Annotated in this window: 12 protein-coding genes; 6 read left to right on the top strand and 6 right to left on the bottom strand. The window is 51.8% G+C overall.

Annotated features, from left to right (window positions below; genetic code table 11):
• Nucleotides 1-102: 102 nt before the first annotated feature.
• Nucleotides 103-1,434, bottom strand: a complete 1,332-nt coding sequence (tig, locus tag QEH52_RS13410) for a trigger factor (RefSeq protein ID WP_308951128.1) — start codon at nucleotides 1,432-1,434, stop codon at nucleotides 103-105.
• A 188-nt stretch (nucleotides 1,435-1,622) separates the two neighbouring features.
• Nucleotides 1,623-1,949, bottom strand: coding sequence for a DUF805 domain-containing protein (locus tag QEH52_RS13415; RefSeq protein ID WP_308951131.1), 327 nt, complete (start codon nucleotides 1,947-1,949; stop codon nucleotides 1,623-1,625).
• Between the two features lie 179 nt (nucleotides 1,950-2,128).
• Between QEH52_RS13415 and QEH52_RS13420 the strand changes: the two genes are divergently transcribed.
• Entirely contained in the window at nucleotides 2,129-3,031 is a 903-nt protein-coding gene (locus tag QEH52_RS13420; RefSeq protein WP_308951133.1) for an EamA family transporter, read from the top strand.
• A gap of 23 nt (nucleotides 3,032-3,054) precedes the next feature.
• Here QEH52_RS13420 and queG read toward each other — a convergent pair whose 3' ends face one another.
• Nucleotides 3,055-4,083, bottom strand: coding sequence for a tRNA epoxyqueuosine(34) reductase QueG (gene queG, locus QEH52_RS13425; RefSeq protein ID WP_308951134.1), 1,029 nt, complete (start codon nucleotides 4,081-4,083; stop codon nucleotides 3,055-3,057).
• 269 nt (nucleotides 4,084-4,352) lie between these two features.
• Here queG and QEH52_RS13430 point away from each other — a divergent pair, with 269 nt between their 5' ends.
• Genes QEH52_RS13430 through hflC form a run of 3 tightly spaced genes read left to right on the top strand, consistent with a single transcriptional unit; the run spans nucleotide 4,353 to nucleotide 9,489 of the window.
• Complete coding sequence (locus QEH52_RS13430; RefSeq protein ID WP_308951136.1) at nucleotides 4,353-7,475, top strand: CHASE domain-containing protein; 3,123 nt, start codon at nucleotides 4,353-4,355, stop codon at nucleotides 7,473-7,475.
• Between the two features lie 11 nt (nucleotides 7,476-7,486).
• A complete protein-coding gene (hflK, locus tag QEH52_RS13435) occupies nucleotides 7,487-8,506 on the top strand; it encodes an FtsH protease activity modulator HflK (RefSeq protein WP_308951137.1) in 1,020 nt (339 codons plus the stop codon).
• 2 nt (nucleotides 8,507-8,508) lie between these two features.
• Entirely contained in the window at nucleotides 8,509-9,489 is a 981-nt protein-coding gene (gene hflC, locus QEH52_RS13440; RefSeq protein ID WP_308951138.1) for a protease modulator HflC, read from the top strand.
• A gap of 3 nt (nucleotides 9,490-9,492) precedes the next feature.
• Here the strand turns inward: hflC and QEH52_RS13445 are convergent, their stop codons facing one another.
• Nucleotides 9,493-10,371, bottom strand: a complete 879-nt coding sequence (locus QEH52_RS13445; protein WP_308951139.1) for a helix-turn-helix transcriptional regulator — start codon at nucleotides 10,369-10,371, stop codon at nucleotides 9,493-9,495.
• 140 nt (nucleotides 10,372-10,511) lie between these two features.
• Between QEH52_RS13445 and QEH52_RS13450 the strand changes: the two genes are divergently transcribed.
• Nucleotides 10,512-11,282 carry a ThuA domain-containing protein gene (locus QEH52_RS13450; RefSeq protein WP_308951140.1) on the top strand — a complete coding sequence of 257 codons (771 nt, stop codon included), beginning with the start codon at nucleotides 10,512-10,514 and terminating at the stop codon, nucleotides 11,280-11,282.
• Nucleotides 11,283-11,303: 21 nt separating this feature from the next.
• On the top strand, nucleotides 11,304-12,371 hold the full coding sequence (locus QEH52_RS13455) for a Gfo/Idh/MocA family protein (RefSeq protein WP_308951141.1): 1,068 nt from the start codon (nucleotides 11,304-11,306) through the stop codon (nucleotides 12,369-12,371).
• A gap of 59 nt (nucleotides 12,372-12,430) precedes the next feature.
• Here QEH52_RS13455 and QEH52_RS13460 read toward each other — a convergent pair whose 3' ends face one another.
• On the bottom strand, nucleotides 12,431-13,546 hold the full coding sequence (locus QEH52_RS13460) for a hypothetical protein (protein ID WP_308951142.1): 1,116 nt from the start codon (nucleotides 13,544-13,546) through the stop codon (nucleotides 12,431-12,433).
• A gap of 2 nt (nucleotides 13,547-13,548) precedes the next feature.
• The gene (locus QEH52_RS13465) at nucleotides 13,549-14,727 is read right to left on the bottom strand and encodes a glycosyltransferase (RefSeq protein ID WP_308951145.1); all 1,179 of its coding nucleotides are present in this window, start codon (nucleotides 14,725-14,727) and stop codon (nucleotides 13,549-13,551) included.

A 14,727-nucleotide genomic window follows, 5' to 3' on the forward strand; every position in this document is an offset into this window, starting at 1 on the left:
AGTGCAGTGTCGACCCGACACTGCACTACTTTGAATGATTCGCTCCTGTAAGCGTTGGGTTCACACGATCTACGCAAACCCGATACACAAAGCTGATTACAATTACTCGCCTGCGGCTTCTGTGGCCTCGACAGTTTCACGCTCAGCCTTCTCAGCCAAGAGATCCATCGCCTTACCGAGAATAATCTCGCTGCGCATTTTATTGATGCGGTTTTGATCCTTCTGAAGCTCTTTAACCAGCTTTTCAGGGTTTTGTCCTGTTTGCTGTGCTTCCATCATGATCATGCGGCTGAAATCTTCATTCTCAACCTTGATCTTTTCCTTTTCAGCGATCTTGGAAAGGATGAGGCGAGACTTCAGGCGGTCATGAGCAGCCTTGCTAGCACCCTCGTGCAGTGAGTCTTTGTGCTTTTCAAATTCTTCAGCCGAGACGCCTTGTTGCATATTGCGCTGCATAAAGTCACGCAAAACAGCTTCTGTTTCGCTCTCAACACCGCTTTCCGGGATGGGGAAATCAACCGCCTTAAGCAAGGCTTCAGTGATTTGCTGACGCTCCGAGTTTGCGTTCTGCTGCTTCTTCTGGTTTTCGATGTTTTCGGCGATCTTAGTGCGCAACTCAGCTTCGTCCTTAACTTGTAGGCTAGTGAAGAAAGCTTCGTCCATTTCGGGCATGACCTTCTCGCGCACTTCCTTAGCTTCGATCGTGTAGACCGCAGTCTTACCAGCGAGTGCTTCAGGCTGGAAATCTTCAGGAAACTCCATAGTCACTTCCTTGCTGTCGCCCGCTTTCATACCGACGAGGCCATCCACCACAGCGCGGACGCCAGGTGCGTCTTCGTTGCCAGCTTCCTCCCAAGTAGTCTTTTGTGTGCCAAACATAGGTGCCTCAGGCACCAGATCAGCAACCAACTCGTCGCCGATCTTACCTTCGTAGCCACATTGCACGTAGTCGCCCTTTTCAGCAGCCTTTTCAGCTACATTGTATTCGGCACGCTGGCTAAGAATTTGATCCAGCATCTTAGTGACATCTTCGTCAGTAGCTTCGGTTGGCGTGTTGGTCACCTTCAGGCCTTCGTAAGCAGGCACATCGAACTCAGGCACAACGTCCACGGTGAAAGTAACCACTGCGTCTTGGCCGCCAGCAATTTCGCCCTCGTCAAGTTCGACAATGGTAAATACTTCAAAATCAGCGCCCGCAACACCCTCTTGGTGTGCTTGAGAGACGACACGCTGATTCAGCTCTTGCTTGATATCCTTAGCAAAGCGTGTGCGCACCATGTTTTCAGGTGCTTTACCAGGACGGAAGCCTGGGATCTTGGCTTGACGCTGAAAATCCTTAATAAGTTTCGCCTCGAGCTCAGTTACTTCTTCGGAAGTGACTGTCACGGCGATAGTTTTGCGAGTTGCGTTGATGTCTTGAACGTCGGTTTTCACGGTGTGTATGTGTGTTGAATGAGGTGGGCGATAAAACACGCCGCACTGGAAAAAGCGGGCGATTAGAGGGCAAAGGCATTTTACGGTCAATGCCTATATTGCAGTCGAAGTGCCCCGAAACGCATTTAATTGAGCCCAGCGAGTCTAATTAGACTAGTGGACACCACTGGCTGGGCTACTGGACGAGACTACTTGGACTGCGAGGGAGCGGTGGCCACATAGAGCAGCACCAGCAGATTCAGTCCTGGTACCAGCATGAGCAAGGTCCAATAAGCAGGCTTGTCCATATCACGCAGGCGCTTCAGCATCTGCATGAGCCCTGCGAACAAGCAGAACATCGCGATGACGATGCCCACAAATGGTCCGAGAGGGCTATAATTGCCATGATGCCAATGATCAAAATAATCAACAGCAACCTTAGTCACCCCCAGAGTTAAGAGGACAAGCAGCACGACGCGCACAATAAATACGAAGCGGCCGATCCGGCCTTCGGAGCTAATAAAAGTATCTTTCATAGTAGAGAGTAGCAGTGGTAATTACGCGATGTTTACGATTCGCACAAGGAGCGCAATAAAAACCCACCACGTATTGCACAGAGGAGTATTTTGACCTTATAAGAGTGAATTCAACCGGTAATTAGGTAAATTCCGGTAAATTGGCATAACGCCAACCAGCAGTTAACACCACACCACCGATGTCTTGGATCGCCCTCAGTATCTGCTCCGCTCTTCTACTTGGTCTCTATGACCTAGCCAAAAAACACGCACTGCGCGATAACGCGGTCCTGCCGGTGCTCTTCTTTGGGATCGTCACCAGCGCGCTGGTGTGGAGCCCCTTCGTGCTATGGTCTCACCTATCCCCGCTCAATTTCCCTTCGGCCCAATTCCTAGTGACACCACTGGCAGCGCACGAGCACCTGCTCTTATTTTTAAAGTCAGCACTCGTCGCGGGCTCTTGGATATTTGGCTATTTCGCACTCAAGAACTTACCGCTCTCGATTGCGGCTCCCATCCGGGCCACCAGCCCCCTATGGACCATTTTGTTGGCCGTCTTTCTGATGAGCGAAAGTCCCAGCCCAAGACAATGGCTGGGCATTGCTATCGTGCTGGCAGCATTCTATGCTTTCTCCTTTGTTGGTAAACTCGAGGGCATCCACTTCAGCCGCGACAAATGGGTCGCTTACATGATTGCCGCCACGCTCATTGGTGCCTGCAGCGCTATTTACGATAAGTTCCTCCTGCAAACGGCACAGATCGAACCAGCCACCGTGCAAGCTTGGTTCTCCATCTATCTGGTCGTGGTCATGGCGCCCTTTTATGCACTATGGCTGCGTGGCGCCTGGCCACGCGGCAGCTTTGAATGGCGCTGGTCAATCCCGCTCATAGGACTCCTACTCCTCTTAGCGGATTTTCTATATTTTACCGCCATCGCGCAGCAAGATGCCTTGATCGCCGTCATCTCTCCCATCCGGCGGGGCGCCGTCGTCGTCACATTCCTAGGCGGCATTTTAATTCACAAGGAACTCAATTTTAAGCCCAAGGCGCTCTGCATCGTCTGCCTATTATTCGGCATCGTGCTGATGAAACTGGGCAGTTAGCCGACAACGGTGACGCGTAAACATCAAGCAGTCTCGCGCATTTCAATTCGCTCAATTGCCCATTGCGCGTGCTCAGCCACCATTGAATCGCCCGCGCCGACGACCACTTCAAGTGCGGGCAAGTCGGCAGCGCCCCCCACATTTCCCAGCACCACGCAAATATTACGTTTGAAGCGATGCAGTTTGAGCCGGCGCAAAGGCGAGCCCTGCATCCGCTCCGAAAAGGTCGCCTCATCCCAAGCCAACATCTCGGCCAAGCTAGGCAGCTCGCGCGCTGCAAACTTCGGCTCCACCGTCGGCACCGCCCACTTGTTCCAGGGACAAACATCAAGGCACTCATCGCAGCCATAAAGCCGATCGCCGATGGCTTCACGGTACTGCAGCGGGATGGCCCCCTGATGCTCGATCGTGAGATAAGAAATACATTTGGACGCATCCAACTGATAAGGAGCTGTGATCGCTTGTGTCGGGCAGGCGTCGAGGCAACGTGTGCAAGTGCCACATCGATCCTTCAGCTTTTCTCCAGTCGGCAGCTCCAGCGTAGTGACGATATTTGCGAGAAAATTCCAAGTGCCCCGCTTGGGCTCGATCAAAATCGTGCTTTTCCCCTGCCAGCCTAAGCCTGCGGACTCCGCAATCGGCTTTTCTAATAAAGGCCCGGTGTCCACATAGGGCCGTTGCTCGCCGCCATACTCCTCACGTAGGATACGACACAACCGCTTCAAACGGCGCAGCATAAAGTTGTGATAATCGTCGCCCAGCGCATACTTCGCCACTCGGTAGCCACGTTCCGGCTCTGGCTGGTAGTAATTGAGCGCCAAAGAGACAATCGACTTCGCCTCGCGCTCTGGAATCAGGCGATCCGGGTGCAGGCGCCGATCATTATTGCGCTCCATCCAAGACATGGATCCGTGTTTTCCATCCGCGATCCATTGCGTATAGTATTCACGTCTCAGTTCTAAAGGAACGGCAGTCACCCCCAGCGAGTGAAAGCCCAAGGCTTCCGACTCCTGCTTTAAATGAGCTAAAATAGTATGGTTAGACGGGGACACGCGCTGCAATATGCGAGGCCTCTGGCCAGAGTCCAGCCCTCGGATACAGATAATTCTGCGATTGCGCAGCCCCGTCCGCAAAAACGAACCAACATAAGATCAATTGATCGTTTTTTGACCTCGGAAGATTCAATTATACCGCCATGATCCTATCTGTTAACTAACAACCCACCTTCGAAGAACACACAGCTACCGTGATTGGACGCATCCCCACTTCTCCGCCACTAGCCGAGAAAGTACAGACTCACCCACTTCTTTTCAACCTATTGATGATGCTCATCGGATGGGCATCCTCCAGCGTAGGCTTTCAACTAGCGGCGATTGAGGGCAATATATCCCCCGTATGGCCCCCGAGTGGCTTCGCTGCAGCAGCGATTTTCCTAGGCGGCTACCGTCTTATCCCAGGCATTCTAGCTGGAGCATTTGCCGCGAACTCTGGCAATGATATCACACTATTGAGTGCCTTTGTCATCGCAATTGGAAGTACAGGCGAAGCCGCCGTTGCCTGCTGGTTCCTCGGACGGATTCGCTCACTAGGAGCGCAATTAGGCCCATACTCGATTCCAATTTGGATCCTAGGCACATCCCTTTTTGCACCCATGGTCGCAGCCACAATTGGCAGCCTGAGCATCATGCATTTGAATACATATGCCGAGCCGCTAAACTTTTGGCATCTAGCACTAACTTGGCTCGCTGGTGATGCCATCGGGATATTGATCATCGTTCCAGCTATATTGTCATTCACAATACCGAAATTATCGATCCAGTGGTTCATAAAATTAGCATGCCTCAGTACTCTAACTCTCTTAGTTTATTTTTTCTTATTTTTTGCTCAACCAAGCTCTGCATATTATTTCCTCGCCTTTGCACTACTCATACCAGCATGCAGTTTATTCGGCAAAGAGGGCTGCGCCCTAAGCACACTCAGCTTTGCAAGCTTTGTTGTGATCACAATCATTACCCAGCCAACAACAAACCCCTTCGCCTCATCCAACAATGAGCTACTCTCTCTAGTTGCCTTTTTAGTCGCCTTATCGGTCACCTCATTAACGGTAGCATCGTTATATAAAAGAGGTCGCTTCACGGTCTCCTCTACATTATTAATCGCCGGCTGGGCGACCAGCGGGATCGTATACGTAATATTGCAAAATGCCTCCACTAAGGTTGACGAAGAAAACTTCACTAGACTCATCCACGATATCGAAACTGCAGTCACAGCTAGACTCGATACCTACGTGAACACTTTAATCGCAGGTGCAGGCATCTATATCAACTCAGAGGAGCTTCGACCAGAGGAATGGCGCTCCTTCGTCAAGCATTTGAAAATCGTCGAACGCTATCCAGGCATCAATGGAATTGGCTTCATCCAGCCCTTCAATGATACTGAGATTGAGAACTTCGTAGCTCGTAAGCGAGCCAGTGGATTCTCTGATTTCAAGATCAAAGAAGTGCCCAAGGTAGAGCGTCCGCCTGTAGGTGTATTGGGTTACGAGCACTACATCATCACCTACATTGAGCCACTCAAAATAAATCACCAAGCTCTCGGACTCGATGTCGCTTCCGAAATTAACCGACAAACAGCGGGCCAACAAGCTAGAGACAGCGGAGAAGCTGCCATGACGGATCGTATTATCCTAGTGCAAGACGGCAAGTCGCGCCCTGGTTTTCTGGTCTTTTACCCCATGTATCGTCCAGGAGCAGAGACAAACACAATTGAAGAACGCCGCCAATCCTTCATCGGCTGGAGCTATGCTCCTTTTATCACAGAAGTCTTTTTAGAGGGCGTCCTAGGCAATCGTGAAGATCAAATCCGCTTCAGCATTTACGATAACGCAATGATTAGCTCCAGCAGCTTCGTTTATAGTACAACTGGAGCCAAGGCAAGCCATACAAGCACTGACTACTCTCACATAAGCACCTTAAGATTAGCCAACCAAACCTTCAGCTTTGGTTGGAATCGAGGCACCAGTTTCCAGCAACAAGAAACCGCATCTGCTACAATCGCAGCTGCAAGCCTAGCCCTCGGAACCTGTTTATTAGTCGTTATTGTCGCAAACCTACAATCGACCAACCTTAGAGCTCAAAAGATCGTTGAAGAACGCACACAAGAATTAAACGCAGCCAATGATCAACTACAAAACGAAGTTAAAGAACGTCAAAAAGCTGAGTCCGAGGCAAAACATGCACACTATATCGCAGATGCGGCAAACCAGGCTAAAAGCGAATTTCTCGCCACAATGAGTCACGAAATACGCACTCCGATGAATAGCGTAGTCGGCTTTGCAGAGCTACTCTGCGCGAGTCAACTCAATGCCGACCAGCGCCTTTGGGCGACCTACATTCAATCCTCAGGAAACTCCTTACTCAGCCTAATCAATGACATTCTCGATTTTTCAAAGATTGAGGCTGGTAAATTTGAATTGGAAAGCATTCCTTTCTCGATTCACAAAGCACTCGAAGAAGTCGCCACCGGTTTGGAGCCGATCGCCGCTCAAAAAGGACTACTTCTAGACCTAAAGACCAACGATACACTCCCCGCAAAAGTCATCGGCGATCCAACTCGACTCAAACAGGTCATCACAAATCTCGTCGGCAACTCGCTCAAATTTACCAAAACAGGCAGTGTCATCATCTCCGCAGACTGGCGAGGCACCCCGAACGATGGAGTCGCCGCCATCACGGTCACAGACAGCGGCATTGGCATTCCACAAGACAAAGTCAAAAAACTATTTCAACGATTCTCGCAAGTGGACAGCTCTACCACACGTCAATATGGTGGCAGCGGCCTAGGACTTGCGATCTGTAAACGTATCATCAATTTAATGAACGGCGAAATCAAGGTCGAGAGCGTCGTCGGCAAAGGCACAATCATGCACTGCAACATTCCCTTCACAGCATCTCTACAGACAAAAAGTGGAACTACCAAACCACCCTTCGCGAGCAATCCAATCAAAGGTAAAGACGAGAACGCACTGAAGCGACGCGTCTTGGTGGTCGACGACAACGCAGTCAACCGCAGGCTAGCTCAAACAGTCTTACGCCGCTTGGGTAACGAAGTTACTACCGCAAACAATGGGGTCGAAGCGATCGAGCAGGTCACTCAGCATTATTACGATATCGTATTTCTCGATTGCCAGATGCCGATCATGGATGGATATGTAGCCACCCAGAACATTCGCAAGCTAGAGGCTGAAGGTAAAATCCCAGGCAGCCAACACGATACGCCACTGCCCATCATTGCACTGACAGCCAACGCCTCAGAGAAAGATCGCCTTGCCTGCCTCGCCAGCGGCATGGATGACTACATCAGCAAGCCAGCTAAAATAGATGATTACCGCGCCGCTTTTCAAAAACTGGAATCCAGCAAACGCCGTGCACCCGAGCGCAGTTAACAAATTATTATATGAATAGAAACACCCCTCCTCCGATGCAAAGAAACCCTCTGGATGATATAGACTGGGATGCCTTGCGGCGTTATAGAAAGCTCTTCTTGATCGTCCCACTCCTGTTCATCGTTGCCCTGGGTGCCTTGTCGAGTTACTACATAGTGCAGCCCGAGGAAGAGGCGGTCGTCAAACGCTTTGGTCGAGTGGTCGCACTCAAACAACCAGGGCTCCACTTCAAACTCCCCTTCGGCATCGACACGGCGCAAATGGTGCCCACCGCCCGCGTGCTCAAACAAGAGTTCGGTTTTCGCACTCAAGGCATCGACGGGCGCACTAGCTACCGTAAAGATCAAGCACACCGCGACGAATCGCTAATGTTGACCGGCGACTTAAAAGTCATCGATGTAGAATGGGTGGTCCAATACCGAGTCAGTGATCCGGATAAATTTCTACACCGCGTGCGCGCGCCAGAAGTCACCCTGCGGGATGTCTCCGAATCGGTCATGCGCCGTATTGTGGGGAACAGCCTCGGTAGCGACGTGCTCACAGAGAAGCGGGTCCATGTGGCCAACACCTCCCGCATCGAACTCCAAAAAGCAATGGATTACTTCGATCTGGGCATCCAAATCAGCACCATTGAGTTGCAAGATGTCACACCTCCTGGCCCGGTAAAACCGGCTTTCAATGAAGTGAATCAAGCCGAGCAAGAACGCGAACGCTTCATCAACGAAGCCGAAAAACGCCGCAACCAAGTGGTGCCACGCGCGGAAGGCGAAGCACGCCAAGTCATCGCCGAAGCACAAGGCTATGCTGCTAAACGCGTGAATGACGCGAAGGGTGAAGCCGAACGCTTCACCGCCGTGTATCAGGCCTATCGCGACGCACCCGACGTCACCCGACAACGCATGTATCTTGAAATGATTGATGATGTGCTGCCCCAAGCCGGCAAAATTTTCATCATGGACGAAAATCAAACCGCCCCTCTGCCACTGTTAAACTTAGGTGATGCCCGGATGTCACTGCCCGCCAATCGCTAGTCATGAATAATAAACAAATACCATTTATCGCCGGGCTCATTTTGCTAATCGCAATAGTCATCGGCCTACGCGCTTCGATCTATATTTTAGACGAAGCCGAACAAGCCGTCATCGTGCAACTCGGCGCTCCCGTCGGCGAGCCTGTGACCACACCAGGTCTGCACTTCAAAACACCTTTTATTCAAGAGGTGCGTCGCTTTGACAAACGAGTGCTCTCATGGGATGGCGATCCCAACCAAATCCCAACGCGTGGCGAGCAATTCATCTCAGTGGACACCACCGCTCGATGGCGCATTGCCGATCCACTAATCTTCATGCAGCGCGTGCAAAACGAACGCGGTGCCACCATGCGCCTCAATGATATTTTGGACTCGGTCGTTCGAGATAAAATCTCTTCCACCGACCTCGTTGAAATTGTGCGCTCCAAAGATTGGAAAATCAGTGAAGCTGACCTCGCACGCGTGCAACTCAGCGGCGAAGACGATGAAGAAATCCTACTCCAAGAGGTCCAAACCGGCCGGCAGGAACTAGTCAAATCCATCTTCGATCAAGCCGCCAGCCAAATGCCGGAATTGGGCATCGAACTGGTCGACATACGCATCAAACGCATCGACTATGTCGAAGCAGTCGAACAGCGTGTCTTCGACCGTATGATCGCCGAACGGCAACGCATCGCAGAGCAATTCCGCTCTGAAGGACAAGGCCGGGCGGCCGAAATCGACGGCGACACCAAACGCTCGCTGGCGGAAATACAATCTGAAGCGAACCGCCAAGCCGAGGTCATACGTGGCCAAGCCGATGCCGAAGCCTCACGCATCTATAGTGAAGCCTTCGGAGCCGACCCAGAGTTTTACGCCTTCCTACGTACCTTGGAAAGTTATCCCAAGACAGTTGGCCCCAGCTCTACCTTGATACTTGGAACTGACTCCGAATACTTCCGCTATCTGCGTGATGTAAGCGTGCAGAAGAGTCAGGCGGAGTAGCAGTCACTTCGAGAACAGGCTCATGCGGTACCCGCGTGGAGTCAGTCCGGTATAGCGCTTAAAAACACGGATAAAATACGATGGTTCATTAAAACCGGAAGCCCACCCGACCTCGGCGACATTATGCCGCGTCTCCTTTAATAGATTCTTCGCCAGTGCGATACGCTCTTGCGCGATCCATGCCATCAATTTGAGACCGACAACTTGATGAAACTGCCGCGACAAATGATCGGGCGTGCAAGCCAGCGCATCCGCAATCTCACGCACGCTCAAACTTGTCTCATTTAAATGAATACGTACATACTTGCGAGCCTCCACCACAAGTGGCGGCTCAATCACTCGCCCCGCGTCTGGCGCTCGTCCGAGCTCATATAGCACACCCAGTAAAAAAGCATCCACCAGAGAACGAACAAAATCCACTCGGTCAGGTTCAGGTAAACTATGATGTTCCGCAAGGTCATCTAAATAGCGCATCCACTCAAAAGCTCGCACACGTTTCTCCCACAGCAAAGAGGGCTCACTTAAAATACGTCGCTGTGGGTCCGCACGCCCCTCCAGGATAAAGCTCTGCCCCACCACCAAGACACGGTACGGTCTTTTTAAGTCAATCGGTGTTTCCGCATGGGGTAACCCACGCGGTATCACGCACATATCGCCATTGTTTAAACGAAAACTCGCCCCAGGACATACAAAATCAGTCGCTCCGCCAGTCTGTATAAAGAACTCTGGCTCGGGATGAAAAAACGCATTCTCTTGCCGCGTATGTAACTGACAACGCTCCGGTAAATGGACACGAACCCGGCCAGCTCGCAATCGTTTCAAATGCAAGCGAATCAGCTGCGAAAAGTCTTCCTTAACTCTATCTTCCGAGAATACGGCCATGCGGGTTTTGTACTATAATTCACAGATCTGTGCGATTCTTTAATCTCGGTTTATCCAATTTCATAACTGTAATTCCATAGATCAATCACAACCGATCTCTTACAAAATAACCACGCGCCCCCCACACACAAGCGAGTCCTATGAACACAAAAATCCAAGTCACTGTCTGGAATGAATTTCGCCATGAAAAGTCGAATCCCAAAGTCGCGAGCATCTACCCCGAAGGCATGCATACGACGATCGCAAACTTTCTCGGGAAAGAGGCCGACTATGAGCTGCGCACCGCCACGCTAGATGAGCCGGAACACGGACTCGGCGGAGAGGTATTAAGCCACACTGACGTACTGATCTGGTGGGGCCACATGGCACATGGTGAAGTATCCGATGCAATTGTGGAAAAGGTTAAAACCCGCGTATTGGAAGGCATGGGCTTAATCGTACTCCACTCGGGTCACTACGCTAAAATATTCAAAGCACTCCTCGGCACCACCTGCTCCCTGAAATGGCGTGAGTCCACCGATAAAGAACGCTTGTGGAACACCATGCCCTCACATCCAATCTTACAGGGCATCGGCGATTACTTCGAAATTCCACAAGAAGAAATGTATGGTGAACCCTTTGGAATTCCTCAGCCCGATGAGCAACTCTTAATCTCATGGTTTACCGGCGGCGAAGTCTTTCGCAGTGGTGCCACTTGGACACGTGGCCACGGTAAGATTTTCTACTTCCGCCCGGGGCACGAAACCTACCCCACCTACCATCAAGCGGAGGTACAAAAAATCATCACTAACGCCGTGCGCTGGGCCAGACCAAGTGTTTGCATTCCCGACAATTGCCCCAACAGCCCTGCACTGGAACCCCTGCCAGAGGACCCCGAAGCGGACAATCGTCCCACCATCGGACACAAATAAAATTCTCAACGCTCCATTCTAATGCCCAAGAAAAAGACTTCCCCCATTCGCGTCGCCATTATCGGCACTGGCGGCATGGCACTCTTCCACGCGCGCAACTTCGCTCAAGTAGCTGACTGTAAACTGGTCGCAGGCGTTGATACGGATCCGAAACGCCTCGCAGCCTTCGCTGCTGAGCACAGCATCACCGAGACCTACACAACCACTGCAGAACTACTCGCTAAATCTGAAATCGACGCCGTCTCCATCGTCACCCCCGACCCATTCCACAAAGCCATTGCGCTGGAATGCCTGGCCGCCGGCAAGCATGTGCTCTGCGAAAAACCACTCGCGCTGAACTATCCCGACGCCAAAGCCATGGCCGACGCCGCTGACAAAGCAGGAGTGATCAACATGGTCCACTTCACTTATCGTAATTGGGCCCCGCTACAAAAGATTGCCCACATCGTACAAACGGGCAAAATCGGAGAAATTCGTCATATCGAAGCTAGCTATCACCAATCCTGGCTGGTCAGTAAACAATGGGGCGACTGGCGCACCAGCCCCAACTGGCTCTGGCGCCTCGATAGTGCGCATGGAAGCAAGGGCGTATTGGGCGATGTCGGCGTCCACATATTAGATTTTGCTACCTACCCTGCCGGCAAAATTAAGGAAATCTATTGCCAGCTCAAAACTTTCAAAAAAGCCCCTCGCAACCGTATCGGTAAATACAAACTCGATGCAAACGACACTGCCGTCATCACAGTAGAATTTGCCAACGGCGCGCTCGGCAGCATCCAGACCACTCGCTGGATGACCGGCCACCTCAATCGACTTTTTCTGAAAATTTCCGGCACAGCAGGCAGTGTGTCTTTCGACTCAGCACTCAGCGAAACGGCCTATACCATTTGCAAGGGCGCCGATATCGAAACCGACACCTGGAAAAGCGTTCAAGTCAAAGACACGCCGCACCTCCAACAACGTTTTATCAAGAGCATCCGCACGGGCGTGCAAGACCAGCCTGATTTCCGCCGTGGAGCCGAAATCCAAAAACTGCTCGATGCCAGCTTCAAGTCAGACGAATTAAGGACCCCCATCCGCGTGCGCTAGCAGACACATGCGCCCGAGATACTCGGCCCCCGCCCAAGGATCCGCCCCGCTGGTAGTAATCAATCTCGGCGGATTTCGGGGCGGCCCACATGCCAGTCTCGGTATTGCCCCGGAGGCCCCACCTCGCCTGCGACGGCGGCGCGCGCAATGTTACTTAATTCCCGTGCACTCACAAAATGCACAATAAAGTCACGCCCGTCGTTGTAGCGCTGCAGCAGATGCCGATACATCGCTCGCATGCGCTCCCCCAATAAAACTTCTGCATTGCGCTCCACGCATCCATGAGTGTGCATTTTAATAAAAATCCAATTTTCTCGCCCAAGCACATGCACTTGTTGCCGAATCCAAAGGTCAACACGCTCAGGCGTGGGTATATTGCCGCCAGAAATATCTGCATTTTCGATCCGTGGAATTAAGCCAAACTTGCGGCTATGCCAGTTCAGACCAACCGGCCCTTGAACCAACAGGAGCTCGTTATCGTCAGGAGCAAGGCCCACTTCTAAGCGACGACCGAAATCATGCGATCGCGGCGCTCCTCCTCGATCTTTGGCCCAATATAAATCATTACAAAAGTTACGAGGCTGAGTGGACGAAGGCACCGACGGAAAAGTAAAATCCGCGTAACAGCCCGTCTCACGCAAAATATCGAGCTCATTGTTCACCCCACACCAATCCCCATCGGGACGCGAATTACATAAGGCCCAATTACCATGGATGAAGCCATACTTCGGTAGCCCATTACGATCCTTTCCCAAGATTCCAAACTCGCGATGCAAATAATCCCGAAACTCGATCAGCTGAGCTCGCAGGCCCGCCTCCGTATCGTCACGATGGTGCAAGTGCACTTCCATTTCCGCGCTGCCCTGCTCTAATAATGGCAATAATTGTGGCACATAACGCGTCGCCCCTTCCGGCGCTTCGGCTGGATAAAAGATCGAGTGACAGGGCTGGCGGCCATCCGCATCGCGAAACTCGGCTGCAAGTCGAGGCCACTCCTGCAACCAACGTGCCACCCGCTGATCACCGATAGCTTCCGTCTGCGAAGCAGCCGGAGACAGTGGTTCATAATGATCACAGAGCGCGAACATTATATGCACAGGCTGCGAACTCAGTTCCCGTCGGCGCCTAAAAACTGAGCGCACATAAGGGATGAGCCACTTATCAATTGCTTTCATATCTATTTAAATTCCTCCATAGTCAGCTTCGATGCATCTTGCGTCATCACATCGGCCAAAACCTGAGCGGCTGCCTCCCAAGTGAATCCAGACATTTTTGCAGCAATCTCCGCGCGGTCAAATCTAGTCTGCTTTAACTGCCGTAATGAATGAGCAAGTCCTGCCACGATCTCCGTCTCTTCAGTGGAATTAACATCCACCACAAAACCATTGCTACCCAACTCAACTAGATGCGGCACTTCCCCCACCGCAGTGGCCACCACAGGGCAACCACATGCCAAAGCCTCAATCACCACGTTGGGCATGCCCTCAGAGCGACTACACAAGCAGAGCGCCGTAGCTAGACGCATGCGCTCGGCTACAAAACTGGGAGCTTGACGCCCCCACCAATCGATTCGGTCCGCGATGCCCAGTTGCCCCGCTAGTCGCTCCAGCTCCCCAGCTAAAGGTCCCGCACCGATCATGCTTAAGCGCCAGCCCGCGCCGAGTTCAGGCGCAGCGGCTGCAAAAGCCTGTAACAAACGAGCGGGCGCTTTCACATCGACTAAGTTGCCCACAAACAAAATTTCATTTGCCGAGTCCTCCGAAGCAGCTGCTTTATAAGCAAATAGTTCGCGCTCCACACCATTATTAAATGCATGTACGCGCTCCGCGGGAAGCCCCGCATCCAGCATATCGCGCCGCAATTGGCTTCCAGGGCAAAATACATGTGGCGCAGTCAGTAAGCAGCGTTCAACCAGCGGCTTAAATTTACTTTGTCGCATTCTCACACGAAAGTCTGAGCCTAAAACAAGCACCGAATACGGCACTCCCAGTGCCTCACAGACAGGTGCCATCGCCACCGCATCGGGATACACAAAACCTAGCACCACATGCACTGGCTCCTCCGAAGCGGCAATACGCTGCCGCAGCAGTCCTGTAACTGCAGCCTGATAAAAGCGCCAATGCTGGTGAATTGCAAAACCAGGCGTATACCAGTGCCGCGGGTGCCAAACCGTGATGCCATCCATCGTTTCCATACGCGGAGGCATGTCCCGCTTGCCAGGAAACCAAGGCAACGGTGCAATTACTTCCACTTCATGTCCCAAGCTTCGCAAAGCCTGAAAATGCCGCTGATTATAAAGAGCACGCATGGGCTCTTTGCTATGTGGATACAGATTACTGACTAATAGGATACGCAT

The sequence above is a fragment of the Thalassobacterium maritimum genome (assembly GCF_031127805.1).
Classification (GTDB): domain Bacteria; phylum Verrucomicrobiota; class Verrucomicrobiia; order Opitutales; family Coraliomargaritaceae; genus Thalassobacterium; species Thalassobacterium maritimum.

What these genes read in the sequence shown, in the direction of transcription:
- QEH52_RS13415 (WP_308951131.1), bottom strand. Translation starts at nt 1,949, where the DNA reads ATGAAAGATACTTTTATTAGCTCCGAAGGCCGGATCGGCCGCTTCGTA.
- QEH52_RS13420 (WP_308951133.1), top strand. Translation starts at nt 2,129, where the DNA reads ATGTCTTGGATCGCCCTCAGTATCTGCTCCGCTCTTCTACTTGGTCTC.
- QEH52_RS13430 (WP_308951136.1), top strand. Translation starts at nt 4,353, where the DNA reads ATGATGCTCATCGGATGGGCATCCTCCAGCGTAGGCTTTCAACTAGCG.
- hflK (WP_308951137.1), top strand. Translation starts at nt 7,487, where the DNA reads ATGAATAGAAACACCCCTCCTCCGATGCAAAGAAACCCTCTGGATGAT.
- hflC (WP_308951138.1), top strand. Translation starts at nt 8,509, where the DNA reads ATGAATAATAAACAAATACCATTTATCGCCGGGCTCATTTTGCTAATC.
- QEH52_RS13445 (WP_308951139.1), bottom strand. Translation starts at nt 10,371, where the DNA reads ATGGCCGTATTCTCGGAAGATAGAGTTAAGGAAGACTTTTCGCAGCTG.
- QEH52_RS13450 (WP_308951140.1), top strand. Translation starts at nt 10,512, where the DNA reads ATGAACACAAAAATCCAAGTCACTGTCTGGAATGAATTTCGCCATGAA.
- QEH52_RS13455 (WP_308951141.1), top strand. Translation starts at nt 11,304, where the DNA reads ATGCCCAAGAAAAAGACTTCCCCCATTCGCGTCGCCATTATCGGCACT.
- QEH52_RS13460 (WP_308951142.1), bottom strand. Translation starts at nt 13,546, where the DNA reads ATGAAAGCAATTGATAAGTGGCTCATCCCTTATGTGCGCTCAGTTTTT.
- QEH52_RS13465 (WP_308951145.1), bottom strand. Translation starts at nt 14,727, where the DNA reads ATGCGTATCCTATTAGTCAGTAATCTGTATCCACATAGCAAAGAGCCC.